The organism is Microcoleus sp. S13_C5 (genome assembly GCF_036700845.1).
GTDB lineage: Bacteria > Cyanobacteriota > Cyanobacteriia > Cyanobacteriales > Microcoleaceae > Microcoleus.
In genome coordinates this window covers 1-25,048 of the sequence record NZ_JAUBPR010000075.1, presented here as the reverse complement: position 1 = coordinate 25,048, position 25,048 = coordinate 1, and the positions used below count along the sequence as shown (strand labels likewise).

20 protein-coding genes, 1 tRNA gene and 2 pseudogenes are annotated in these 25,048 nt (G+C 44.5%); 15 read left to right on the top strand and 8 right to left on the bottom strand.

What is annotated here, in order from left to right:
* Window positions 1-28: 28 nt before the first annotated feature.
* The 3 genes from QUA04_RS19085 to QUA04_RS19075 form a co-directional block, all read right to left on the bottom strand.
* The gene (locus QUA04_RS19085) at window positions 29-877 is read right to left on the bottom strand and encodes an alpha/beta hydrolase (RefSeq protein WP_333259236.1); all 849 of its coding nucleotides are present in this window, start codon (window positions 875-877) and stop codon (window positions 29-31) included.
* A 194-nt stretch (window positions 878-1,071) separates the two neighbouring features.
* Entirely contained in the window at window positions 1,072-1,797 is a 726-nt protein-coding gene (locus tag QUA04_RS19080; protein ID WP_333259233.1) for a DUF3120 domain-containing protein, read from the bottom strand.
* The gene (locus QUA04_RS19075; protein WP_333259228.1) at window positions 1,790-2,374 is read right to left on the bottom strand and encodes a hypothetical protein; all 585 of its coding nucleotides are present in this window, start codon (window positions 2,372-2,374) and stop codon (window positions 1,790-1,792) included. Before QUA04_RS19075 ends, QUA04_RS19080 begins: the two co-directional genes overlap by 8 nt.
* Window positions 2,375-2,953: 579 nt before the next feature.
* Between QUA04_RS19075 and QUA04_RS19070 the strand changes: the two genes are divergently transcribed.
* Window positions 2,954-4,180 (top strand): ferrochelatase, encoded by a 1,227-nt coding sequence (locus QUA04_RS19070; RefSeq protein WP_333259225.1) that lies wholly within the window; start codon window positions 2,954-2,956, stop codon window positions 4,178-4,180.
* Between the two features lie 100 nt (window positions 4,181-4,280).
* On the opposite strand, the gene QUA04_RS19065 is transcribed toward QUA04_RS19070, so the two are convergent.
* A complete protein-coding gene (locus tag QUA04_RS19065) occupies window positions 4,281-4,550 on the bottom strand; it encodes a hypothetical protein (protein WP_333259222.1) in 270 nt (89 codons plus the stop codon).
* Window positions 4,551-4,655: 105 nt separating this feature from the next.
* On the bottom strand, window positions 4,656-5,144 hold the full coding sequence (locus QUA04_RS19060) for a hypothetical protein (protein WP_333259220.1): 489 nt from the start codon (window positions 5,142-5,144) through the stop codon (window positions 4,656-4,658).
* Between the two features lie 337 nt (window positions 5,145-5,481).
* Between QUA04_RS19060 and QUA04_RS29985 the strand changes: the two are divergent.
* The 4 genes and pseudogenes from QUA04_RS29985 to QUA04_RS19045 form a co-directional block, all read left to right on the top strand.
* A pseudogene (locus tag QUA04_RS29985) lies at window positions 5,482-5,661 on the top strand (LuxR C-terminal-related transcriptional regulator); the annotation flags it as partial.
* Between the two features lie 48 nt (window positions 5,662-5,709).
* A complete protein-coding gene (locus QUA04_RS19055; protein ID WP_333259217.1) occupies window positions 5,710-6,606 on the top strand; it encodes a DUF1822 family protein in 897 nt (298 codons plus the stop codon).
* A 29-nt stretch (window positions 6,607-6,635) separates the two neighbouring features.
* The gene (locus tag QUA04_RS19050; protein ID WP_333259214.1) at window positions 6,636-7,955 is read left to right on the top strand and encodes a CHAT domain-containing protein; all 1,320 of its coding nucleotides are present in this window, start codon (window positions 6,636-6,638) and stop codon (window positions 7,953-7,955) included.
* 26 nt (window positions 7,956-7,981) lie between these two features.
* Window positions 7,982-8,293 carry a DUF433 domain-containing protein gene (locus tag QUA04_RS19045; protein ID WP_333259211.1) on the top strand — a complete coding sequence of 104 codons (312 nt, stop codon included), beginning with the start codon at window positions 7,982-7,984 and terminating at the stop codon, window positions 8,291-8,293.
* 17 nt (window positions 8,294-8,310) lie between these two features.
* Here the strand turns inward: QUA04_RS19045 and QUA04_RS19040 are convergent, their stop codons facing one another.
* Entirely contained in the window at window positions 8,311-9,477 is a 1,167-nt protein-coding gene (locus QUA04_RS19040) for an aminotransferase class V-fold PLP-dependent enzyme (RefSeq protein ID WP_333259208.1), read from the bottom strand.
* A gap of 94 nt (window positions 9,478-9,571) precedes the next feature.
* On the opposite strand from QUA04_RS19040, the gene QUA04_RS19035 reads away from it, so the two are divergent.
* From QUA04_RS19035 to QUA04_RS19020, 4 genes are all read left to right on the top strand, one after another.
* Window positions 9,572-11,422: a TM0106 family RecB-like putative nuclease gene (locus QUA04_RS19035; RefSeq protein ID WP_333259205.1), complete on the top strand. Its 1,851-nt coding sequence runs from the start codon at window positions 9,572-9,574 to the stop codon at window positions 11,420-11,422.
* Window positions 11,423-11,507: 85 nt separating this feature from the next.
* The gene (locus QUA04_RS19030; protein ID WP_333259202.1) at window positions 11,508-12,635 is read left to right on the top strand and encodes an esterase-like activity of phytase family protein; all 1,128 of its coding nucleotides are present in this window, start codon (window positions 11,508-11,510) and stop codon (window positions 12,633-12,635) included.
* 56 nt (window positions 12,636-12,691) lie between these two features.
* A tRNA-Asp gene (locus QUA04_RS19025) sits at window positions 12,692-12,765 on the top strand.
* Window positions 12,766-12,928: 163 nt separating this feature from the next.
* The gene (locus QUA04_RS19020) at window positions 12,929-13,591 is read left to right on the top strand and encodes a Uma2 family endonuclease (RefSeq protein WP_333259199.1); all 663 of its coding nucleotides are present in this window, start codon (window positions 12,929-12,931) and stop codon (window positions 13,589-13,591) included.
* 58 nt (window positions 13,592-13,649) lie between these two features.
* Here QUA04_RS19020 and QUA04_RS19015 read toward each other — a convergent pair whose 3' ends face one another.
* Both QUA04_RS19015 and QUA04_RS19010 read right to left on the bottom strand, forming a co-directional pair.
* Window positions 13,650-13,859, bottom strand: a complete 210-nt coding sequence (locus QUA04_RS19015; RefSeq protein ID WP_190735803.1) for a hypothetical protein — start codon at window positions 13,857-13,859, stop codon at window positions 13,650-13,652.
* 97 nt (window positions 13,860-13,956) lie between these two features.
* Window positions 13,957-14,505, bottom strand: a complete 549-nt coding sequence (locus QUA04_RS19010; RefSeq protein WP_333259197.1) for a DUF393 domain-containing protein — start codon at window positions 14,503-14,505, stop codon at window positions 13,957-13,959.
* A gap of 297 nt (window positions 14,506-14,802) precedes the next feature.
* Here QUA04_RS19010 and gltX point away from each other — a divergent pair.
* The 6 genes and pseudogenes from gltX to QUA04_RS18980 form a co-directional block, all read left to right on the top strand.
* A pseudogene (gene gltX, locus QUA04_RS19005) lies at window positions 14,803-16,227 on the top strand (glutamate--tRNA ligase); the annotation flags it as partial.
* A 366-nt stretch (window positions 16,228-16,593) separates the two neighbouring features.
* Entirely contained in the window at window positions 16,594-17,028 is a 435-nt protein-coding gene (locus tag QUA04_RS19000; RefSeq protein WP_333259256.1) for a CAAD domain-containing protein, read from the top strand.
* 510 nt (window positions 17,029-17,538) lie between these two features.
* Complete coding sequence (locus QUA04_RS18995) at window positions 17,539-17,754, top strand: hypothetical protein (RefSeq protein ID WP_333259194.1); 216 nt, start codon at window positions 17,539-17,541, stop codon at window positions 17,752-17,754.
* The gene (locus QUA04_RS18990; RefSeq protein WP_333259191.1) at window positions 17,751-18,233 is read left to right on the top strand and encodes a hypothetical protein; all 483 of its coding nucleotides are present in this window, start codon (window positions 17,751-17,753) and stop codon (window positions 18,231-18,233) included. The genes QUA04_RS18995 and QUA04_RS18990 overlap by 4 nt, the downstream gene beginning before the upstream one ends.
* A gap of 1,513 nt (window positions 18,234-19,746) precedes the next feature.
* Window positions 19,747-23,910 carry a S8/S53 family peptidase gene (locus QUA04_RS18985; RefSeq protein WP_333259188.1) on the top strand — a complete coding sequence of 1,388 codons (4,164 nt, stop codon included), beginning with the start codon at window positions 19,747-19,749 and terminating at the stop codon, window positions 23,908-23,910.
* Between the two features lie 57 nt (window positions 23,911-23,967).
* Window positions 23,968-24,822, top strand: a complete 855-nt coding sequence (locus QUA04_RS18980) for a peptidylprolyl isomerase (protein ID WP_333259185.1) — start codon at window positions 23,968-23,970, stop codon at window positions 24,820-24,822.
* The last annotated feature ends 226 nt before the right edge of the window (window positions 24,823-25,048 follow it).

The following is a 25,048-nucleotide window of genomic DNA, read 5'->3' as shown; positions in this document are numbered from 1 at the left end:
ATCGTACATTAGATGAACAATAACTCAGCTAAGCCGCTGCTGGCAAAAATTCTCGAATTCGCTGCAAATATGTTGCGGCATCCTCCAGCATCGGAAAGTGAGCCGTATTCGGAATTATAACAAATTCTACTTTTTTGCTGAGGGAGGCGGCTTGCTCTCCCATGACGGCGGGGATAATTTGATCGAATTCTCCGGCCACAAGCAGTGTGGGAACACTCAGCCGCGCAAATTCTTGGGGCATTTCCTCGGCTGCTCTTTTGCTGACGGCCGTCACCATTGTACCTATAGCAGCTTGCTCGTCTGCCATTAAAAAATCCTTGAGAAACGCCAGACTGACCTCTGTGGGCAGCGAACGGCGCAAAAACCGAGCCATAAATAGCCGATCGGCAAACGGGATGAATGCCAGCCAAGAGGGTCTAAATTTTACCACATAGCCACCGAATTTGTGAAAAGTTGTAAAAGATTTCTCGTCGTATTCAAAAATCCCGCTGCAAGTGAGAATTGCTTTTTCTACTTTTTCGGGGTAAAGGTTGAGAAATAAAGTAGCAATTGATGCACCTGTGGAGTGAGCATTGAGAAAGACGCGACTTAAATTCAGAGATTCTAATAATTCCGCTAAATCGTGGGCGTAGGTTTCGAGTTCGTAGCTGGACTCAGGAGGCTCTTTTGGCAAGGGCGATCGACCAAAACCTCTCATATCGTAAAGCAAACAATCAAAATCATCAGCAATAGCCCGTGCCGTGCTTTCCCAGTAGCGCGCTGATCCCGCCCAGCCGTGCATAAATACCATCACTGGTTTGCCGCTGGGTTGGACACTGTTATCTGCCGTTATCCACTCGTAATAATGTTCTACACCGCGAATTGAAATGAAAGACATGATATTGATTTTGGATTCTGAGATTTTAGATTTTAGATTTTAACTCATAATTGTTCACTAAATACCAAAATTCCCGGCTTCTTAAAGAAGTCAGGAATCTCAAGACTACATCTATCAAAAAATCTGCGTTAATCTGCGTCAATCCGCCCACATCTGCGGTCAAAAATTACCAACATAGGAACCAATCATAAATCTTAAGCCGCAGAAGCAGCCAGCCAAAATAAACCATCTACCAAAAGCGTGCTTAACACCGCGCCGCTGAAAGCGCGCCAGTGCAGTTCTCGATCGCGCAAACTCAGCAAACCGACTGTTAGCAACACAGCGATTAAAACTATAGCACAGCCTATGCCCCAAGGAGTTTCGATTTGACCGATCGCACTTTGAAAAATCGGCATTGCTAATTCCGGTTCCGCGTGCATCACTTGGCGCCAGTAGGGCATCAAGCCTGTTAAGTAAAAATATAAATCAGTAATGGCAGTACCCAATAGAGAACCTAAATAAAAATAGCCGCCAACTTTTCCCCAAGATTTGCCCAAGCACCAAATAGCAAAAGGTAAGCCAATTGCTTCTATAGGTAGATGTAAAATAGGTTCCCATCTGAACCAGCCCCAATAGATAGAACCTGCCAGCCAGCATCCGGCAAATCCTAATAATAAATCTCCCCAAAGTTGTGTTTTGGGGCGGAAAATTAGAATTAAACTCAGAACGAACCAGGGGATAGTTGATAGCAAACTGATGGTTGGATATAAACGCACTAACGGTGCTTGCACGAAGACTGGAATTGATACTAAAAAAGCTGAGGCACTAAATATCAACCACTGTTTGAGGCTGTTTGTTGTGCCTGAAGTGAGAGAATTGTCTAGGCGGGCGATGGTGGCAATAGGTGCGATCGCTGAGGATACTAAATTTAGATTAAACAACTGATTGGACTCCGTATTGTTTCAATAGGTGGACTAAAAATTTTGCTGCGGTTGTGGGTGCGACAGTCTCAATCCCGGCAGCGGTTTGGCTGACGTGCCAGCCTTTTGCCGTTTGGGGATCTCGCCATAAATCCAAATGTTCGATCGCGGGATCTGCATAAAAGCCTTCTCCACCGCCACCGAGAATTGCTGAACTCCAGTGCGTAAAGCGATCGTGGCTGATTCGGTGGATGGGAAAATTGCCCCCTAGGGGTACTCCCCAACCGTCTAAGGCAAAAAAAGCCCCGACTTTGCCGCCGAGTTGCTGCCACATCCAAGCCGCCCCGATCGCCCCGGCTACTCCTGCCGAAAAGCTGACAAATACTAGACTTTCTCCTGCTAAGTCTTCGCTGCACAAAAAATGCAATATGTCAAGAGCTGAAAAAGGCGGATATTTATGAGCGGGAAAAATCTTGACAGGCTCGACTATTTGCTGGTTTTGGCGATCGGCTGCCAGTCCCCAAAGCCCCGAAAGTCCCGTCAGGAAACAGTCGGTTAGCTTTGGTTCGTGGACTCCGGGGCAAATTACCAGTCTCATAGTTCGTCAAGAAAGTTAATATAGTTCGCAACATAACTTTATCATATAGCTACTATATCATATACTACCCCAGGGGATAGGGTGTTAAACTTATAATAGAGTCAAGTTTGAAGAGTATCCCCCCAAGTTAAATGCTGGGAACGCTCCAAACGGCATTAATCTGAGGCAAAGTGAGGGAGTCTTAAGAAAACATGAAACTTATCCCCCCCCGCCCCATCTCCTGTCAAGCTTAGCAAAGGCTGATTCTAGTTTTAAGCTGTTCTGTATTTAGATTTAACTTTTTCGGCGGCGTCGAAGCTGACCCCACAAAAGCTTAAAGAAACAGGATTGTGAAAATTAGAGGCCTGCCAGCTTAGCTGCCCTACGAATTTCGGGTCAGGGTCAAAAAACCGACTTAGGACTGATGCTCATCAATCCGGTTTCTAGGATAAATAAGAGGTTTGACCGGGAAGTATGGGCGCAGAAACCGGGAATCAGCCCCGCGCACGTCAGTCGTGCGATCGCAAACAATGAAAAATCTCCCATTCACCCTTCATCCTGCCTGGATCTCTTAGAATAAATAAAATTGAGGAATACAAAGTGGTTGCTTCTCCAGAAAAAATCGAGTCTAAAACATCTGCAGCACCCGCAAGTAACGATCGGGTTGCTGTATTGCTGATGGGTTATGGCGAAGTCGAAAGCTACGACGATTTTGCCAACTACAACGAACAAGCTTTAAATTTGCTTACGGCAAAGTTTGCGCCAGTACCGCTTTGGATTTATCCGCCGCTGGCGAAGATTTTAGCAATCTTTGACTTGCACGAGTGGAGTCACCAACACGGTCAATTCGTTTCGCCGCACAATGCAATTTTTGAACAGCAGCGCGCTGGGATTGAAAAGAATTTACAGGACAAATGGGGCGATAAAGTAAAAGTGTTCAAAGCTTTTAACTTTTGCGCGCCGTTTTTGCCGGAACAAGTAATCCCTCAAATTCAAGCAGAAGGATTTGACAAAATTCTGATTTATCCGCTGTTGGTAGTTGATTCTGTTTTCACCAGCGGCATTGCAGTCGAACAGGTGAATAAAGCTTTAGCACAAACCTTTGATGGTAAGGAACATTGGGTAAAAGGACAGCGCTACCTTCCTTCTTTTTACGATGAACCTGCTTACATCCAGCTAATGGCGGATTTGGTTGAAGAGGAAATTAAGAACGATTTAGCTGTAGCGCATTTGCCTTCTCAGATAGGGATTGTGCTGATGAATCACGGTTGTCCGCACAAGGCGAAGGGCTTTACTTCCGGAATTGTGGAAAGTCAAGCTTTGTACGATCGCGTGCGGGAACGTTTGATGTATCGCTATCCTTTGATTTCGGTGGGCTGGCTGAATCACGACACACCGCTGATTGAATGGACACAGCCGGATGCGACGTTGGCTGCGAAGAATTTGATCGATCTGGGTGCAACTGCGATCGTCTTTATGCCGATCGGATTTGCGACAGAAAATCACGAAACATTGTTAGATGTAGACCACATTATTGAGTCTTTGCAGAAACAGCGTCAAGGAGTTACTTACCGCAAATTGCCTTGCGTGAATGACCATCCAGAGTTTCTGAAAATGGCGGCTGAGTGGGCAAATCCGCAGATTGAAGCGTTGTTGAGTGAAACTGCGGTTGCTGTTAATCCGAGTTTGGCTTCCGCGCAGCGCGAGCACAGTCATTCTCATGAAGGGCACGGGCATTCTCATGGGCACGGTCATTCTCATGGGGATCACGGGCATTCTCATGGCGGGCACGGGCATTCTCACGGCGGGCACGGGCACAGTCATTAATTAATTGAGTTAAAAAGTCGATTGAGTTAAAAAGTCGATCGCCCCTTGCTTTTTTTAGAGAAGGGGCGATCGACTTTTTTACAAGCAGGTGTGAATCCTGCTACCGGAGCTCTTTGAGCTGATTGTAATTTTGGGGTACTGGCGTATTCAAACCCGGTTTCTCAAAGCGGACAGCTTGACCGAGTATCAAAATGATGATAGTCAAGACAACAAAGAAAGACTGCGAACCTTGGAAGGGCTCGACTAATTCATTGATTTTGTAGAAATTGCCGCAGTCGCACAGCCGGATGTTTGAGTCTTCAGGGTGGGAATGCCAATTGCAGGGCAATTTTTTGAGGCTGGAATTGTCTTTGTAAGGGCAGGTAGTCATCTGATTTTTCCTCGTCAAGTAAGAGTGTTGGTGTATGATGATTGGCAAAATTTAGCTGTGGGGAGGCGATCGCATTTGAGCGTGAAAAATGCGATCGCCAATCGTTTAAGATTCAGTTCGGTTGGGGAAATGAATGTTAAGCGTCATAGTTGGGGCGATCGCAGATTCTGGACAACAGAGATTGTGAGGGCGATAGCGCATCAATTGAGAGAATTGCCCTTTGCTGAGTTTCTGTTCTTGAACGAGTTTCGGCTTGCCGCCGCGAATTTTGTATTTGCTGTCAATTGCTGCTTCGCCGGCAATCAAAATATTCACGTTGTACCAAGAATCGTGACAGTGAATGCCGGTATCTGTTGCTGGTGGTAGGTGGATGATAAGCATCTCGAACAAGCAGCAGGAAAACAGCCGGATATAGCTGTAGCCACGCCAGTGAGTTTCGATTAGTTCTGGACAAAGTTGTTGCAGTTGCGACCATTTGTCGCTGGAAGTGTTGGCTTGCAAGAGAATGAGGAGAATTTCGCACAGCAGGATGATGCCGTTGGCCTGTCGCGGGCTTCGCGACGGGCGATCGTCATGTAGAAATAAGTTGCCCATGATGCTATCTTTGAGGTGTATTTATTTGACTAGCGGCGATTCCTCAGTGGAACGCCGTTTTTCGTCGTTTTGAGACACAAGTGCCATTTTGCTGTGTGTCAGCATCTGGCGTGGCGCTCCAAGTGGGTTAAGAGGCAGGAGAAGCATAATTTCTCAGTAGCTGTCTCTACATTTGCATAAAAATATCTGCAAATGAATGTTTGGATATTAACCACGTTGCACAGTAAATGTCAAGGGCAATGCAAAAATCTCAAGGTAAACAATTATTAAGACATTGCTAGATTCTGCATAAGGCTACAATGTGCATACGACTATAATATGCAGTATCATAGGTCGTATGGATATACAAAACCTTGATAAGTCTAAATTTGAGCAAACCTTCGCAGAACTGCCAGCCAAGCGGATGAAAGTGTTGCGGATGCTATTGGCTGGTCAGGCAGATTCGGCGATCGCCCAGTCTCTAAATATTGAACCCGGAACCGTCAGAACCCAAATTGCACAGATATGCAAAGCTTTTGGGTTACATGACTCTTCAGGTGAACGTCGGTCTAGGCGGGCTGACTTGTTGAACGTTTTTGCCAAATACAAGCCTGAGCTACTGGGCGAAAAGTCCACACCCTTTGATTCAGAACTAGAAGCGGAGGAAACAGCAACCAAAGTGATATCAAATTCCGATTCAAATCGCACTGGTGAAGACAGTCATTTTCCGACACCCAACTCTCCAAAGCCTGAAGACACTCAGGCCCGATTTATGCTAGTGTTGAGCGGCACTGTTGACGAAGTTAACAGAGCACGAGCGGAAGCTATTATTGCTCATTTAAAAAATGTTGTGGGAGATGTCGAGATGACACTAGAGGAAATCAAAGCAGGTAGTGTATTGCTATATCTCAGCAGTTCCCCCGAAGACAGTGAGGTGCTTAAGTGGATGTTCAAAACCGGGCAAATCCCAGATTTATTAGGGTTTCCTGTTCTGGATGTGCGTTTAGAAACTGTGTCAGAAGTTGCGCTCATACCCCACTCTATCAAATTGAGCCAATGGTTTCAGAATGTTATTGAACCAGGTTGGCAGACAGTTGAAGAAATTTTAGGAACACAACCATCTTTCTGTTTTAGGTCTGCTGTCGATAGAGACCTTGTTGAAGAAGTTAGATGTGCGAAGGTGATTGACTTGGGAATAAGAGTAGCCAGTCATTTATTAGCACTGCTTGTTGGTGTCACTCCAGAATCAAATGAAAAATTTGACATTTCATTGCAGGTTTATCCTGCCATTGGACAAACTTATCTGCCACCCAATCTGCAACTAATTTTGCTAGATGAATCAAATGAGGTTTTGTTTCAAGTGAAATCTAGACAAACTGATAATTTGATTCAGATACCGTCAATAAGTGGTTCAACTGGCGATTGCTTTAGCGTAAAAGTTGCACTTGAGAATACCACTATAACGGAAAATTTTGTTATTTGAATCACTGTCATGTCTTTTAAGTAATAGTAATGAATAAGTTAGTTGTTTTAACAATCGATGGTAATTTTACACAAGGTTTTTATGCGAGCTTAGAGATTGCAGAAAATGCTTCTTTCCCATTTATTAAAATTACAGGTAGATTGCCGCCAGCTCCTGAAATTTACGGACTATATAAAGATTGGCACTCAATCTACAACTTACTAGGATTACATTGCCGAAAAATAGAAGTAAAACCTATACAAATTACCAATGTTTCGGAGATTAGTGTTAAAGAAACCGCTCAAATATTGAGTCACAGTCTAAATGAGTGGCTTAACTCAGAGCTGTTTCGTCCTATTAAAGAACAACTACTTGTAAACTTAGATCCTTCTGATGAATTCCGGTTTATAATTCAAACTGGAGATCCTCGGCTGCGACAATTGCCTTGGCATCTCTGGAATTTTTTTGAACTTTACAACAAAGCTGAAGTTGCTTTCAGTGCAAATCAATATAAACGAGTCGAAAGAGCAACCAAAGCTATCTCTCGAAATAAAGTTAGAATTTTAGCTATTCTTGGTAATAGTACAGGCATTAATATCGAGCAAGAACGAGAACTATTAGAGAAGTTACCCAATTGCGAAATGACATTTCTTGCAGAGCCGCAGCGTAGCGAGTTAAACAGATATCTTTGCGATGAAAAGGGATGGGATATCCTATTTTTTGCTGGTCATAGTTCGAGCCATAACAATTTTGAACAAGGTCGAATTTGTATCAATCAGACGGATAGCTTAACTATGGAAGAATTAAAATATGCTTTAAAAAAAGCCATCAAAGAGGGGCTGAAATTAGCGATTTTTAACTCCTGTGATGGATTAGGATTGGCTCACGAACTAGAGAAATTAAACATTCCACAAGTTATAGTCATGCGAGAATCAGTTCCCGATCTAGTTGCACAAGAATTTTTAAAAGGTTTTCTTGTGGGGTTTTCAAGTGGGAAGTCTTTGTATGTTTCGGTGCGGGAAGCACGGGAAAGGTTGCACGGTTTAGAGGAGCAATTTCCTTGTGCTAGTTGGTTGCCTGTGATTAGCCAGAATCCTGCTGAAGTTCCTCCTACTTGGCAAGAGCTTCAACGCAACACTAAAGCGATATCTCCAGAAATAATCACCTTGACAAAAAATGAGTTACCACTGGCAGGTGGTGTAAATTATTTTAAAAAAGTTTTGCTTGGTGGTATTTGTGGTATTTTAAGTATTTTCCTTGTAGGAAGTCAAGCTCAAGTGAACGATGTTTTCGCTTTTTATGATGCCCACTCTCAGGAAATAGATGGCTCTATTGCGGCTGAGCGAATTATCGAAGCTGCCAATGTGTAAACCGCTATTGCATCTGGATATCGATTATGACCATCAAAGAACAACTTCTCCAAACCATTGAAACACTGCCTGATGACTTGCTAGCACAAACGCTGCAATTCGTCCAAACCCTTCAACATCCCATTCACAACACTCCAGGAATTTGTGGCGGTGCAGCGCGAATTCGCGATACCCGCATTCCCGTCTGGACGATTATCGCCTACCAACAACAGGGCGCAACTGAAGCCGAACTTCTTTATAATTATCCAGGACTCACCCTTCAAGATTTGCAAGCGGTTGCGAACTATTACGAACATAACCGAGAAGAAATCGAGCTGTGGCTTGCTGAAAATGAATAAGTGGCGATGCTAAAGTTTTACTCAAAGGAAAACTTCGCTATAGAGATCGCCCCAACCAACTTATCAATCTCCGCCTCAGTTGTAAAATAGTGAACACAAGCCCGCACACAATCAGGATTAAGAATAGTCCTTACCATAATTCCCTGTTTTTCCAACAAATCGACAAGCTTTTTGTGCGGCATCCCATTAGTTAATCGAAACGAAACCAAACCAGCTTCCGGCGCCGATTTTCGCAAACATTCCACATCGGGAAGTTCCAACAAACGTTCCCAGAGATACTTACTCAAATGGCAGATTTCTGCATACCTTTCCTCGATCGTACCCCATTCATGTTGCAGGGCGATCGCACTCCGCAAACCCGCATACAAAGGATAAGCCGAAGTCGCAATTTCATAGCGCTGCGCTCCAGGCTTCCAGCCAAGGACTTTAGCATTAGCATCCGTCACAATTCCCCGCCAACCGATAAACACCGGATGCAAATCGGCCAAAGCTTCCGCACTCACATAAAGCCCGCCCAAACCTTCCGGGCCGCACCACCATTTATGACCAGTAAAAGCATAAAAGTCAACCCCTGATTCAATCAAATTTAAAGGCAAAACCCCCACAGATTGAGCCGCATCAACTAATACTTTGACTGTTGTTTGATGACATACTTTCACAATCTCAGCCAGAGGCAAAACTTGGCCAGTATTCCACAAAATGTGACTGATAACCAACAAGCGAGTATTTGGCTGCAAACTATCAGCAATCACCGCCACCGGATCACCTTCATTCAAAGTAGCCACCAACGGACAAACCGAAACCTCAATGTTGAAACGGCGCTGAAGTTCCATTACACTAGCTACAATGCCGTGGTGCTCGCAGTCAGAAAGCAGCAAATGGTCGCCTGCTTTCCAGTCAATGCCCCACAGCGCAATATTGCAGCCGACGGTGACATCTTCAGTTAGGGCGATGGTTTCAGGAGGTACCGTCAACTCAGATGCGATCGCACGTCGCGTCAGCATCGCCTCCTGAACCACCCAAGCCCCCACCTCCCCCGAAAACGGCCCCCCAAGCTGCACCCGTTTGTAAGCCTGATAAATCGCCTCTAAAGCAGGCTCAGGCAGCGGTCCTTGTCCGCCGTAGTTAAAATAAGCTTTATTGGCCAAAGCTGGGAATTGTTGCCGATGATTGTCCTTTGTCATTTTTTTTTTGAATTATTGATAGCGTTAATATTGAATAACTGATGGTGTGAATTTTATACCTTTTGCCTGATACTCTATGCCTTGCGAATACTAAATGTTAATAACTGACAAACTGCTACTTTCCTATCAACGATGCCATCTCCGAGCTTTTTTAGATACCTGCGGAGACTGGAAACAACTAGATCCCCCCAGCGACTTTCTGCTGAAACTGATGCGCGACAGCGCCGCATACCAGCAGCAAGCTTTGGAACACGAGACTTACCAACAACCATATTATCCTAGAGGGGATTGGGAAGCCGGCGCTGCCGCTACATTGAGTTTAATGCAGCAAGGGGTCGATCGCATTTACCGAGGAGTTCTGATCCAGGGCGAATTCGGCAAAACCAACGCCGCAACAACTTCCGTCGTAGGAATTGACAGTCAATATTTCCCAGAATTTGGCGAAATCCCCGAAACTCCCGTTCATCTTTCATCCTCCAATCTTCCCTCTTCAAACATTACCCTAATTAGCCGCCCCCATTTATTAATCAAACAGCCGGGACAATCAAAATTTGGCAATTGGAGTTATATTACTGCGGATATTTGGCTTAGCAAGCGACCAAAACAAGAGTATCAAATTATCGCAGCTTTTCACGCCCAAGTTTTAGCTTCCGTACAGGAAACAATGCCCGAGGCTGCGTGGCTGATGCTGCGAAAAAAAGGGTGGTGGCAGGTGAATCTCGACCAGCGAACTCCTCAGATGTTCGAGATTTTAGACAACTGCATTCAGATGATAGAAAATCGGGATAAACCCGAGGTGTTCATTTCTCGGCAAAAGTGCAATCTTTGCGGTTGGTATACTATCTGTCACGCCGAAGCCGAATCTATTAAACATCTTTCCTTATTGCCAGGAGTTACTGCCAGCCGCTATGCTAGACTAAAAACTCTTGAAATTACTGATGTAGAAGCTCTCGCTAATGCTAGTTCCGAACTTCTGGCTGAGTATCCAGAATTCCCGGACAGAGTTGCTTTTGATGTGGTGCAGCAAGCTCAATCCCACTTGCTAAATCAACCGCTGTTGCGGGAAGAAGGAAGTTCGGCAACGGATTTTGTAACGGATGTAACGGATGTCAGGAATAAGGAAGAAGGAAGAGGGAAGAAGGAAGAAGGAAGGCACGAGACGGATTTTGACACGGATACACGAATTAACGATCGAGAAGAAGGTAGAAGTGAGAATTCAGAAGAACTTAACTCATGTGAAATCGTACCAGATATTGTAGACAATATCTTGAATGGCATCGCAGTTGAGGAAGTAAAAATTAGAGAAAATAAACCTGCGACATCTTCTATACCTGCGCCAATTCTCCGCAAGAAACCAATTCCCTATTCCCAATCTGTCTTTTTGCCGATCGCCCCAATCGAACTCTACTTTGACATTGAAGCGGAACCAGAGTTAAACTTGGATTACCTCCACGGAGTCTTAGTTGTTGACAGGTACAACAATACGGAAAAATTCCACGGTTTTTTAGCAGAATCAGCAGCAGAGGAAGGTGAAATCTGGGAGCAATTTTTAGAATTAATGTGGGCTTATCCCATTGCTCCGATTTTCCACTTTTGCGACTACGAAGTCAAGACTTTTAAGCGGCTGGCTAAACTTTACAATACTCCAGCTTATTTGTGGAAACCCGTGCTGAAACGGTTTGTAGATATTCACAAACAAGTGACGCAAAAGGCGATTATGCCGGTGGAAAGTTACGCACTCAAACCAATTGCCCGCTGGCTGGGTTTTGACTGGCGAGATGCTAAGGCTAATGGTGCTCAGTGCGTCTGCTGGTACGACGATTGGCTCAAAACTGGCGATCGCTCGCTCTTAGAGGCGATCGTCCGCTACAATGAGGACGACTGTCGTGCTACTTATGTGGTTAAAGATTGGTTGACCAATTTTTTGCTAAATCATGAGCCGTGATTTTCTGATTCAATGAACCGCTTTCGTCGCGGCGCGAAGGAAGAAAGGGAAGAGGAAGATAGGTAATAATGTATTTATTGGTAAAATGCGAAAGCTAGGAAAAGCAACTATATTTATTGTCTGTTTTTTGATGGCAGCAACTGTTGCTATTTGGGTAAACCAGTCAGCCAAATCTTTCGCCGTTACGAAAATAGATTTTATCGGCAGAGCAATATTTCCTACAGGTTCTCCGTTTCAGGGGACGGAAATTGGCGGACTATCGAGCATTACTTATGATGCCGACAAACAAGTTTATTACGCCATTTCTGATGACCGCAGCAGCAAGGCTCCGGCGCGCTTCTATACTCTCAAAATCAACTTGCAATCTGGTAAACTGGAAAAAGAGCAAATTACTTTTACTGGTGTCACTACTTTATTAGATGAAAACGGCAAAGGTTTTCCTGAATTAAGTTTAGATACCGAAGGGATAGTTTTTACTGGCAATAGCGTGTTTGTTTCTTCTGAGGGAGATGTCGATCGCCAAATAAATCCTTTTATCAAAGAGTTCTCCCTCAATGGTAAACTGCTGAAAACGCTGGCAATTCCTGACCTATTTTTGCCCGACGACAAGGGCACTAAAGGCATCCGCAACAATCTATCATTTGAAAGTTTAACTTTAACGCCCGATCGCAAATACCTATTTACAGCTACCGAAAACGCCTTGGTTCAAGATGGCGCCGTAGTTTCCCTGGAAACCGGGAGTCCGTGCCGGATTTTGCGCTACGATGCGGTGAGCGGCAATCCAGAAGCATCGTTTCTCTACATCACCGAACCGCTACCCGCTGGTGCGAATCCTGTGGGAAAATTAACTAGCAACGGTTTAGTGGATTTGTTGGCGATCGACGATAACCGCTTGCTGAGTTTAGAGCGTGCTTTCTCGCTGGAAACCGGCACAACTATCAGAATTTTTGAGATTTCTCTGGAAAAGGGCGATCGTATTGAAGGACTCGAAAGCCTCAAAAGCCGTCTCAGCGAGGTTTCTCCCGCTCAAAAACGCCTGCTGCTGGATTTGGAAACCCTGAAAATTCCCCTAGACAACATTGAGGGGTTGACATTTGGCCCCGTCCTGGCGGATGCTAGCAGAGGTCTGATTTTGGTGAGCGACAACAACTTCAGTCCCCTGCAAGAGACTCAAATTTTGGGCTTCCAAATAAAAGTTCAAAAAACCTCTTGACAAAAGGTGAAGTGATAGGCATAATAGAAATTGTGCCTGAAAAAACGGCAAAACGAGGGACAGTAGTTCAATTGGTTAGAGCACCGCCCTGTCACGGCGGAAGTTGCGGGTTCGAGCCCCGTCTGTCCCGTTCTCTCGTAAATAGAAAGTTTAAACCTTTCATAAATCTCTTTCTAAATTGAGTTAGTTTGTAGTCAGGACTTCAGTCCTCCTGCGGATAAAAAAGGACTAAAGTCCTGACTACGAATCTCATGATATTTAGATAGCAGGACATGATTAAGGAGCGGGAAAATATGACCGTTACGAACATTAAGCCCTCACCGGAAGAAACGACACAACGGGTAGTATTATCTAATATCAGTTGGCAGACTTACGAAAGCTTATTAGCAGAAGCAGGAGACAAGAGATCCTCGCGATTTTCATATTCTCAAGGAGTCTTAGAAATTCTCATGCCATCCGACTTGCATGAAACTATTAACTGTTTGCTCAAACGGATTGTTACAGCTTTGACTGAGGAGTTGGACTTGAAGATTAAGGGATTTGGTTCGACGACTCTCAACCGTGAAGATTTAGAACAAGGTGCAGAACCAGATTCATGTTTTTATATCCAAAATGTCGATCGCATTCTAGGGAGAAGGCTTGACATCTCAACCGATCCTCCCCCAGACTTGGTAATTGAAGTTGATATTACCAGTCCTTCTTCTAATCGATTTGTAGTTTACACACAGCTAGAAATCCCTGAAGTTTGGCGGTATCGGGCACAAACTGTACAAATTTATCAATTGCAAAATCGGGAATATATTTCCTGCGATCGCAGTCCGACATTTCCCATCCTTTCTGTGGCAATGCTCAATCAATTCTTGCAGATGGCAGAAACTCAAGATGACAATGCCATAATTCGGTCTTTGCGTCAATGGGCCAACGAGCAGTTGCGATCGCCCGAAAATGAGCAATAATACTAAACTTAATTTAACTAATTCCTTTCTCTTACGGACGATCGACTTCCAGCAGCGCTCAAAGGTGCGAGGAAATAAAGGGTCGGGCGATCTGATATGTCAAAACTAGGACGATGGGGACGAGAATAGGAATAGCAACTAGCAATCCCCATTTGCCAAACCTAAGTTTTTGACCGTCCGATTTTAACAGGAAAATCACAGCGGCAATTCCCATAAGTATCCAGAGACCACCGAAGCCCATGAAGACTGTATAGCCTGCATCTTGCATTTTTTTTGACCTTTAATAGTAGTCCATCTTTAATGTTAGTTGCAGTCTGTTTATGCTGACATCTTCTGATAGGGCGATCGCACTTATTAAATATGACTCATTTCGAGTTGGGTTGGCAGCGACCCTGAGTTTCGCACTCGATCCGCTGAGTTCGATCGCTCATAATAGTTGCTAAATCCGGCCTTCCCGTCAGCTTCAGCCGCCAGTCTGCCCAAATTCCGTACAGCCAATTGGCGATCGCCCCGATCACTGGTAACTTAGTCACAGCATAAACCCATCCCATACCTAAAATCTCGTAGGTGCGGCGAAAAACCTCTACATTTTTAACCGTCGTACCGTCGGGTAATATCGCGTGAATCCGACCCATCGCCGTTTCGTAGTCGATTCCGCCGTGGGCCTTCGGGTTGTAGCCATCATCCGCGATATCCACAAACGACACTACACCTCGCCCCGCGTCGCGTTTTTTTAAGAAATTAACCTCCCGCACGCACAGAGGACATTCACCGTCGTACAGTAACTCAATCTGCCAAGCAGCCGCAAAAGACTCGGGTGAGGGCGCAACAGATTCGGAAAACTCGGTTTTAGCAGCAGACATAGGGAAATATATTTTAATGTTGTCGATCGCACACAAACATTTTACAAGCATCAAAAGTTATCAGGTGCGCCTTCGGTACTCCTAAAGCAGTTATTTGTGGTGTGAAAAATAGTCCCAAAGGTGAATCCAGTCTTGGCCACCGGCAAGCTAATATCATCAAGATGCCCTCTCCTGCCTTGCCGGACACTTTCGCCCGATCGCCCGCTCGTCGAATATCAAACAATTCGAGGCAAATCACCTGCCAAGCACAACTGTTAATTCGGCAACAAAATATAATAAAATTTAAAGTCTTAAACCTCAGCTATTCCCCCAACCAGCAAATCGCCCAATCTAAAAGCAAAAATCTACATGAATGTCAGAGTCCGTCTAGCCCCCAGTCCCACCGGAAACCTACACATCGGTACCGCCAGAACCGCCGTATTTAATTGGCTGTTTGCCCGCAACCAAGGCGGAAAATTCATCCTGCGGGTAGAAGACACAGACGTAGAACGTTCTAAAAGCGAATACACCGATAACATCCTCGAAGGACTCACCTGGCTGGGTATGAACTGGGACGAAGGCCCGAGTTTTCAGTCCCAACGTCTGGAAATATACCGCCAAGCAGTCCAAACCCTTCTAGACAATGGACTCGCCTACCGCTGCTACACCACGTCGGAAGAACTCGACGAAATGCGGGAAGCACAAAAAGCCAACAAACAAGCCCCCCGCTACGACAACCGGCACCGCGACTTGACAAGCAAACAGCGCGCAGCTTTTGAAGGCGAAGGGCGACAAGCTGTGATTCGGTTTATCATCGACGACGATCGCACGATCGCGTGGAACGACATGGTGCGCGACACCGTAACCTGGAAAGGTAGCGACCTCGGCGGCGATATGGTGATTGCCCGTGCATCCAGCGGCGGCGTCATCGGCCAACCACTCTACAACCTCGCCGTAGTTGTCGATGACATCGACATGGGCATCACCCACGTCATCCGCGGGGAAGATCACATCGGCAATACTCCGAAACAAATATTGCTCTACGAAGCTTTGGGCGCGACAATCCCAGAATTTGCCCACACGCCGCTGATTTTAAACTCCCAAGGACAAAAGCTTTCTAAACGCGACGGCGTAACCTCGATTTCTGACTTCAAAGATATGGGCTACCTGCCCGAAGCTTTAGTTAATTACATGACTTTGCTCGGTTGGACTCCGCCGGATTCAACGCAGGAAATATTTACACTGTCGGAAGCAGCAGAATTATTTACATTCTATCGAGTCAACAAAGCCGGTGCAAAATTTGATTGGGATAAACTCAATTGGCTTAACAGTCAATACCTGCACAAAATGCCAGTGCCGCAATTGACAGATTTGCTGATACCTTATTGGTGGCAGAAAGGCGGTTATGAGTTTGACTTGGAGGCAGACCGCCCTTGGCTCGAACAAATAGCTGCTTTAATCGGCCCGAGTCTCGTTCGCTTAACTGATGCTGTGGATATGTGTAAGGTATTCTTCTCCACCACGGTGGAATACGAAGAAGAAGCACTCGCACAGTTGCAGCACACAGGGGCTGCACAGGCTTTACAAGCAGTTGTAGAAGCGATGGAAAGTCATTCCACCCTGACATCAGCGGAAGCTCAGAAAATCACTAAAAAGCTCAGTAAAGAGAAAAATCTTAACAAAGGGCTAATTATGCGATCGCTCAGAGCCGCTCTGACAGGTGCAATGCACGGCCCTGACCTGATAGAATCTTGGGTAATCCTTCACCAGCGGGGGACGGCTAAAACCCGCTTGCTTGATGCCATTAGCAACTTGAATTTGCCGGCTGTTGGTGTCGCGGCCGAAACTCCTACCCCAGAACAGCAAAACGCGGGAACTGCAACCGAAACTTCTGTCGCACAACAGCCGGCAGCGTCCGTTTCACCAGCCGAAATACCGACTTCAGCACCAGAGGTTTCAGCAGTCGAAATATCGGCTCCTGAAGCAGTGGCGGCGCCCGTTTCAGCAGTCGAAATACCGACTTCAGAAACAGGCGAAGTGTCGGCTCTTGAACCAACCGACGGGGAGGTTGCAGCAGTCGAAATACCGGCTCTTGAAACAGCCGCAGCAGCAGTTGAAATACCTGCCGCCAATCAGCAAAAAACTATTGCGAGTGGAGAAATGACTTCATCAAACGAACCAGAAACAACCGTTATCATCACCGACATTCCTGCCGGAAATGAAGCAGACAGTTCGCTCGGTACAACAAAAGTCATAATTACCGACGAACCGCCAAGTCAGACCCAGCAGATCAAAGAACAAATTATCTCAATTTTGTCCGAGTTTCCCGCTTACATCGGCAGCTTTTACGAGCAATACAAAAGTCCCCTGACTGTTATCGGTGTAATTGTAGCCTCGATTATCTCTTTGAAAGTGCTTTTGGGGATAATAGATGAACTCAACGACATCCCCCTGCTAGCACCCACATTCGAGCTAATTGGTATCGGATACACCGGGTGGTTTATCTACCGCTATTTGCTGCGATCGTCCAACAGGCAACAATTAGCTCAAGAAATTCAAGCCTTGAAAGAACAAATTTTCGGCAAAAAATCCTAGATTTTTGCTGTAATTTGTTGAATTTATGCCCGACATTGACAACTTTAAATAAGTTGTGAGTGTCGGGTTTTTAAATGACTAATGACTGTTGACTGTTGATCCCTCTTTTGTCACTTTCGGCAGAAAATAATCTGGGATGGTTATAGCATAAGACTTTTACTAAAAACCTTGATTGCAGCCATTCTGTTAGAAAATAACTGCTCAAATCCTTAATCTATCTACAGTTGAAAATTTTGGTCTCATTTTTAATTTCCCAGAGTGACAAAAGAGGGATAATTCGTTGATTAGGGGCGTGTTTTTGCCTGCCCTCAATGTCTCTAATTTTGTGGCGATGACGCTGTAACGCATGAGGGAAAAGGAATTGGAGTTTACAAATTGGGTGTTGTTGGACTGGAATTCATTCAAGTGGTATCGACGTACAATCAGCCGCCGAGGCGGTGAGACTCATTAAACAAGCTCAATCAGTAAGACAAGGCCCGCCCCAAGCAGTGATGTTTCGCTTGCCGTGCGGTGAAGGGCACAAAGCTCAAAACCGAAGCAATGGAGTTGTTGGGAAAACTTACACCCACCATTAAAGTGATCAAACCAGTCATTCACCAAAAACAAGTGATTGCTGATTCTTCGGGTCAAGCAGCTACGGTGTGGGATTTGGGCGGTCAACCTGCCTCATATTCTGGCAAAGAGTACAGCCGACTGTTTAAGGAAATCATGGGAGTGTTGAAATGAGTACCAAGAAACGCAAACCGCTGGGCAGTGCGATGGAAGAGTTTGTTTTCGGTACAAAGGAAGCTGCATCGCCAACACCACCAGAACTTGTATCGTCAGCACCAACGCCCACAGCATCGCTAACACCAGAAGCTGCATTGCCCGCAACACCACCACCGGAAATTGCATTGCCAGTCGCTACACCACCGAAGCCGGAAGCCTCTGCACCACAACCAGTTTCCATCCAATCAAAGGAGCCTAGCCTTATGAGTAAACTGCAAGCACCGGATAAAGAAGCCACGGTCAGGTTTACCGTGGATATGTCCGAAACTCTGCACCGTAAACTGTCGATGTTAGCCACAAAGACGGGGCGCAAGAAAGTGGACCAGAGTGCGGATGTTACTGGAGGATGGGTTGAAAGAAGAGGCTTAGGGGTAAGGATTCTCTTGATATTGTGCGATCGCTGTACTCTGAGGGTGGCGATCGCTTTTTCATGCTAACGGGACTTAACCAACAAGTTTTCAGGCAAAACAAAGCTTTCCTTAATCTTTGAGAGGTAGGGCCTTCAGGTTATTTTATCCCCTTTGACGTATTTTCTTTGTCTAGCAAGGGTTTTAACGCTATTAACTGTGAAAATTTGTTTAAGTCCCACTAGCAAAAGGAAAAGTTAGGAAATTAGAGAAATCAGGCTACTAAGAGACAAGCTGTGATCTAGCGTGCAACTATTTTTTTGTCGATATTAACCTAAGCTGAGCTCGATAGATTATGCAAGATCCGACTTTTCCGACTTTACGATCCGACTTTTCCGACTTACAAAGGCGGGGGAGAAGAAATCTTATAGAGATAAGATGCGTCTCAAAAGCTGTGGAAGTAATTAATAGACTTTTATAGCTCTTGAACGATACAGTTATAATCAGGGTTTAACGCTAGAAAAGGGGCTTCTACTTAATTACTGACCTATTCACAGTGGCCGAGATCACACGTCGAGCGTGAAATTACGGCTATTACTTAGCTCGTAATTTACAGAATAGTGCGTACATCATTTTTATATCAGTAAATCCCCTATGGACGGAGAGATATAAGGATGTACTAATTATCTCAAGAACTATTTGCTCTCGAAGTGAATGTAAATTGGGGCATTTCTTCTCAACCTATTTCTAAGTTACTCAGGCCCAAACCAGGAAATGTTGAATTTTTGCCTTCCATGACGTTTTCTTTACACAAGTTTTATTGATTTCCCTTGACAGGCATCTCTCTAAAGAATTAAGCTAAGTATGTCTAGAGATAGATGACCAATAAACAAACTGAGGAATAAAGGTTGCAAAAAGATTAAATTGAGTCTATAGAGGGTAGTAGCTCGAAAAATCCGAGTATTACTGCTCCCAAGGTATTCAACAGCGGACGTATGGATGCAATAGCAGCGTCCGGCAAGAAATTTCCTACTGAGCCAACTTTTTGAAAGGTGCTTAAAGAAATCGGAGAAGAGCGGGTGCAGTTAGCGGTCTTCCAAGTCAAAGCGAGCGCTCCACCCACACAAAGGCAATATAGGGCGTCTAAATAAATTGTGTGATTTTTTCTAGGAACAATCCCCCGTTTGGTTGTCCTGCTCACTCCGAGATAGGTACTCTTAACACTACCCCTATCTATTTAGATAAAAGTGTTGCAACAAATAAATGATCCAAAATCAAGCAGAGTTACAAAAGATTTCAACAAACCATTTTTTCAAGCTTGGTAAACAACGTAAGTTTCTGTACGACTGCTTATTTACCCCCTTCAACAGCCAACGCCTTTCCTCATGGAAAAGCCTGACAACAATCGCGCTTGCCTCGACGGCGCAGTGCCGGGACGGTTTCACGATCGGGTGCGATCGCGAAAAGTAAAAGCGTTCGCGCTCTGATCAACTATGTAGCGCCTGCTCCCCGGCTCCGCCTTGCCGACGCGATCGCAATCTTAGGTTGTGCCACTTGCGTAAGTCCTGTACAAAATTTGATTAAACGGAGAGTGAATTTGTCAATGGATATCAATTTATCAGCAGTAAATAATCCTTTGGTTAATGTTTCTGAAAACCAGCTTAATCACTTAAACTGGCTTTTACCTGATTCCCCTTTTCCTATGCTGTCGCAAGTTGGCAGTCAGATGATGATGCCGCAGCAAGGAGATTTATTAAATTTTTCTCCGTCATCAGAGGGTTTTGCTGGGGGTATAGAAACTTCTTTAAACGCTTCTAGAGATTGGTCTGAGCGAGTGGCTAAGGGTGCTGATCCTTTGATTGGGATTATTGATTCTGGCTTTAGTGCTTTTCATCCCGATCTGAACTATGACAATTTGATTTTGGGTAGCGATCGCATCGACAATGATCGTAATCCCCTCTCCTCAGTAGCGAGTGAGAGTGAACATGGAACAAGTATTTTAGGAATTATCGGTGCAACTCGAAACAACAATCTGGGGATTGATGGAATTAATGATCGAGCTAAGATTTGGTTAAGTCGAGCGATCGGTAGTGGAAAATGGGCAGATTCGCTGATCGAATTTGTAGATCAAGCCAAAGCACTTGGTCAGAAAAATGCCGTTATCAACCTCAGTTTCGATTTAACCCAAATTAACTCTGATGGTAGCATTACACCTCGTACTCAACTAACCTCAGCAGAGTTAGCCGCTTTAGATTATGCCCGACGCAATCAAGTAATTATCGTAGCTGCGGCAGGAAATAGCGGGCTTGAGCAAATGTCCGCTTTAGGGCAAGCTTCACGGTTATTTGACAATATCATTACCGTAGGGGCTGCTGATGGCTACGGACGGGCGAATTATTCAAATTACGGTCAATCTCTCGATATTCTCGCCCCTGGCGGAACAATCGAAAATCCTGTTTTCTCCCTGAGTACCTTTAATAGTGATGGGATTACTGAGGTTTCAGGGACATCCATCGCCACTGCTAAAGTTACAGGGGGGATTTCGCTGATTTGGGAAGCTAAACCCGATCTGAATTATGGTCAAGTCCTTGATATTATTAAGCATAGTGCTAAGGATATTGGTAAGTCAGGATGGGATGCGGAAAGCGGTTTCGGGCTACTCGATATCCAGACAGCACTGGATTTAGCCAGAAGAACCACGCCTACGCTTCACGATTTTGTTAGCGATACGGGAAGTCGATCGCTGATCCTGGAAACAGAAAGATGGTATGGGAACGATGGAACGATCGCCAGTGAGCAAGCAAGCGGCTTTGGTAGCTTTGTTAACAACGTTGTTAACAAAGTTGTTGATATCTTTAACCCGTTTGCAGAAGCGGAAAAACAACTCAGTGGATGGATTAATTCAGGCAAAAAGGAGGTAGAAAAAAAATTAGGGAATCTAACCGCCCTAGTTCGTAATTCGGGAATTAGCGGATTAAAGAATGAAATTAGCGGGTACACGGGGCGGCTAAATGGCGCTCGTGGTCAATTAGATAATTTATTTAATGATGTCTTTAGTTCGCCGATCGCTACTTTAAAATCTAATATCTCCGGGTTGGTTCAGAAAATACGATCTCTTCCATCAGTCGATAGCTTGCTGCCAAATGTCAATACCTTAAGTGCGAATCTGCAATCAAGTAGCGATAAATTTAACAAGCAGTTCGCGGAAATAGGGAAATCAATAGAGAGTTTCGTTGGAAATTTCGACTTTCAAGCTGGCGATGTCTTCTCTGGAAAAACCTCATCAATCGCAGATGGCTACAAACAGATTGCTGATCTTGATAAACAAATTCTCTCTTTAGGCGATCGCTTGACTGCCGAAATATCGGGTATTCTCCAATCTTCTGTGGGCTTACCAACTCGAATCCTGCAACCGCTCCGGGCTACCGTCGATAGCTTGACGAGTTCGGCAAACAGGATTTTAAATCAGTTCGATTTAAACGGTTTGTGGAATACGGCGAATAGTCAGGTCAGAGGGATTTATAATCAGGTAAACGGCGCGATCTCTGGCATCAACAACCGAGCGAACGATTTGATTAATTCGGTGACGAGATCGATAGATGGCGCGGGAGTAACTGCTACTAAAGCCATAACTTCCATAGCCGATAGAATTTTACCGAGTTGGGTTCCTTCTTCGATTCGGAATAAATTCCTCAGTGCGATCGACGATCCGCTCGCTCCGGCTATTAAGGCAGCAAAAAATTTACTATCGAATGAATTTACTAATTTCGCGAAAGGTGGCTGGAATTCGATAGCAGGTCAATTAACTTCCCTCGATCGTTCTTTATCCGGTTACGTCAATAGCGCGTTTAATACCGCTAAAAACTCCTTGCCAACGTTGACCGACTTTAACAGCGCCAGTTCGAGACTTAATTCTCTAGAAACAACCGCTAATAGCCGCGTGTCAAGCATCATCGGGGATTTGGGACGACGCTTTTCCCCAACCTCGGTTATTGATGCTTTTAAAAACACAGTACAAAAGTCGTATTCAACTTTGGATCAGAAAATTTCTGATGGTTTCTCAAAATTTGAAGCGACGGTGACAGATAAAGCCAAATCGATCTGGCAAGATACTCAAAATGTTGCCCAACAACTCGATAAAGAGGTATTGGGTATTGAGCAGTCATTGAAAGATATTGATGCTATCTTGAAAAATCCGGGAAGTATCGACGATATCACCCGTCGTCGTTACCAGGATCTCAAGAACAAATACGAATCTGCCAAGGCTTTCGTCAACGATAAGTTAGTTGATCCCGTTGTCAAGGAAGCCTTAGGAATTTTAGACAAAGGGCCCAATTTGATCGCCCTGGGATTAAAACCCCTTAGTACCTCAAGCCTGAATTTAGAGCAGCTCTGGAAAGAAAAATGGAGTCCGATGATCGAAAATATCCTCGGTAGCGTTGATAATTCCTATGCTAAATTGGGGGGTGCGATTATCAATGTTCTAGAAGGAGAGTACACAAAAGCCTGGGGCGATCTCAAGCAATCCTTTAAAAGTAGTTCCCTTGGTCAAATCGTTGAGGCAGGAAAATTAGCTATTAAGGGCAAATGGGAAGATGCAGGGGAAACAGTTTTAGGAGCATTCGGTTTCTCAGTGGATTTTCTAAAAAATCAGTCTCAACGGTTTCTCTCCTCTAATGCTGTCACCAGTACTGCGGCTCAAGCTCTCAAGACCACCGGAATCAGTATGAAAACAGCACAAGCCGCTCTTGATGGGATCGGGGGAGTGGATAAATATAGCGATGATGACCAAATTCAAGCAGTTTTGAACATTATCGGTCACTATAATATTCCGATAGTGAGTTATGTTGCCAAAGCTGCTAACCTGGCTTACGACCTCGCCAGAGCGGGTAAAGATTTCGCGTCTAACTTAGTTACTACTGTGCAGTTGGTAGATGGTAGTTCACTGGAGATTGGTAGTGGTGAGACAGGAACAAAGCGGTTGATTTCCGGTGTACTTTCCCTCGTCAAAGTGCAGAATGCTTCCGATTGGGTTGATGCAGCCTTTTCCCTTAAAGATGCACTAACGACCAAAAAAGTAAATAAAGATCCTTTCTACGTCAACGCGATGGGTTCTGTACTGGAAGCGATCGATGTGCGTAATGGGAAAAACTGGGTTGAGGGAGCTTACGATCTCTTCAATCCAGTCAAGGGCGATAAAAGTAAATTCGCTGGTGCTGCTGCTAACATTATCATCGCCGCCGTAGATATCGATAAAAATAAACAGCAGGATGTGAAAGTTTGGGCTACTGATATCTGGAAAGTGATCGATGATCCGAAGAGTAGCGCAGGTTTCATCGAGCAATATTTACAGGGTGAGGCGAAAAACCGCCTGAAAACTTTTTCCGGACTGAAAGACGCTCAAGTCGATACCCTTGTAGCTCTTGTTAAAGATGTCTGGAAAGAAAACTACGAGGATGCTCTAGGGAAAGGTTTCGAGCTTGCGGGCTTTGGTCAGCAAGGTATGGCTTTAGTTGGCGCATTCAAAAAGCTACAAGAGAAAAAATATACTGATGCGATCGTGCAACTGGTAGGTGCGGTTGGTTCTCGTGAAGCAGCGCAATTTGTGCAGATTGGTGATGCGATTAGCAAAATCAATTTTAAGACCTTAGACTTTGACGAATCGAAGCAAAACGCCCTGGTTGCCATTCTCACCGCAGTTGGTAGTAATAATCCAAACCTTGAGAAACAAAAAGCATTCAAAGCCTTCGCTCAAGCCAAAGCTTAATTTACTCTCTGGGGGATTTTCCCCCACATTCCTAATTAACTTTACTCGGAAAAAATCATGGACAATATTCCTTTTGCACCCTTAGAAGGTACAAATCAATCTGTATTTCCTTTCCCTGAATTGGATCGTTCTGTGCAATCTGTGGATAGTGGTTTACTGGAAATTGATGGTGAAATTATTTCCATCGAACGAGGATTAGCCTATCTAAAAAATTCAGGAGAACTACCCAAATTTCTATTGGAAATTACTAGACAATATTTGCTTGAGAAAGAAGTTAGAGAACGGGCGATTGCAGAACCCAGTTTAGAGGTATTAGAGCAGTTTATTCTAGAATTGCGAATGCAACAGGGATTGACAACTATCGATAAATTTCAAACTTGGTTGGCGAGTCAGGGCTTAAGTTATCATGACTTCCGAGAGAAAATGAAATTTCTCATCCAAATAGAAACTTGTAAAACAAACATCACCGAACCCCAACTAGAAAGTTATTTCTTGGAACAACAAAAAAACTTAGAAAAGCTAGTTTTATCTCGTATCGTTGTTGATAGCTCTCAAATCGCACAGGATTTAAAAGATAAATTGGAAAAGGGTTCCGTTGATTTCCCTCAACTAGCAAAAGAATACTCGATAGTCGATGATGCAGTAATTGGGGGAGCATTAGGGTCAGTCTCTCGCGGGGATTTACCCAAAGAAATTGCGCTATCCCTAGAAAATTGTACAGCAGGGCAGATTATTGGTCCATTAGTGATCGAGACTCGGTATTGTTTATTAAAAGTCGAGGAAATTATCCCGGCTCAATTAGATAATTCTCTCAAACAAGCATTACAAATAGAATTATTTAATCAGTGGCTAAAAAATCGCATTCAATCGGCAAATCTTCAAGTATTATTGTCTGAAAACAAACCACAATAAGTAGGGCTTGCAAACGCTTTCGGTAGTCCCTGGGGGGTGACAAAGAGGTCTACGAAATAGACTGTATAAGGGTTGCAGCCCGCATACCTTGTTGATAAAAGCGGCGTTGATATCACGTCCGGTCGATTAACCATGATTAAACTTTTGCTTCCGGCCACCAATAGAAATGAGTCAAACCACTGATTAACTGTTTGAGATTTAACAGTTTTCGACATCGCTCAAATAA